At 46.1% G+C, this 775-nt stretch carries 1 protein-coding gene; it reads left to right on the forward strand.

Annotated features, from left to right (window positions below):
* The coding region (locus Q4575_RS19675) for an IS66 family transposase (RefSeq protein WP_303523937.1) at nucleotides 1–753 on the forward strand (753 nt) is incomplete at its 5' end.
* Nucleotides 754–775 lie beyond the last annotated feature (22 nt).

Here is a 775-nt window from a genome sequence, read left to right on the forward strand (position 1 = left end):
GACAAAATCAAAAGTTACATGTGGTTGTACTGCACCGGCACAGACTCGCCAAACCCAGCTAACGATATTCCCAACATCGTGCTCTACGACTATCAAAATAGTCGCGCGGCCTCTTGCGTGGTTGATTACCTAGATGGATATTCGGGTTATCTGCAAGTCGATGGTTATCAGGTTTATGAAAAAACAAACGCCTCACTGGCAGGCTGTTGGGCGCACGCCCGTCGCAAGTTTATTGAAGCCAAACAGGTGCAAGGCAAAAAGAAAACGGGTAAAGCCGATGTCGTCTTGAGCCTTATTCAAAAGCTTTATGGCATCGAGTCGAAAGCGAAAGGTAAAACGCCAGAGGAAAAACACGAGATAAGAACGGAACAATCAAGGCCTGTGGTTGATAAGTTGCGTCTGTGGTTAGAGAAAAATCAACCACGGCTTATTGGCAAAACAAAATTAGCTGAAGCAGCGAACTACTTAGCAAACCAATGGCCGAAACTTATTGTTTACCTAGAAGATGGCCAAGTGAACATCGATAACAACCGCGCTGAACGAGCGATAAAGCCGTTCGTGATTGGCCGCAAAAACTGGATGTTTAGTCAAACCGCAAACGGTGCACAAGCCAGCGCCAACTTATACAGCATCATTGAAACCGCTAGAGCTAATGGCTTAGTGCCGTTCGATTACATCATGCAATGTCTAAACGAACTCTGCCAAGCCGAGCCAAATATCGACAGCTTACTGCCTTGGAATATTAAACCCTAGGTGGTGATCACCGGACGTTTAC

This window comes from Psychrosphaera sp. 1_MG-2023 (assembly GCF_030548245.1).
GTDB classification, from domain to species: Bacteria; Pseudomonadota; Gammaproteobacteria; order Enterobacterales; family Alteromonadaceae; genus Psychrosphaera; species Psychrosphaera algicola.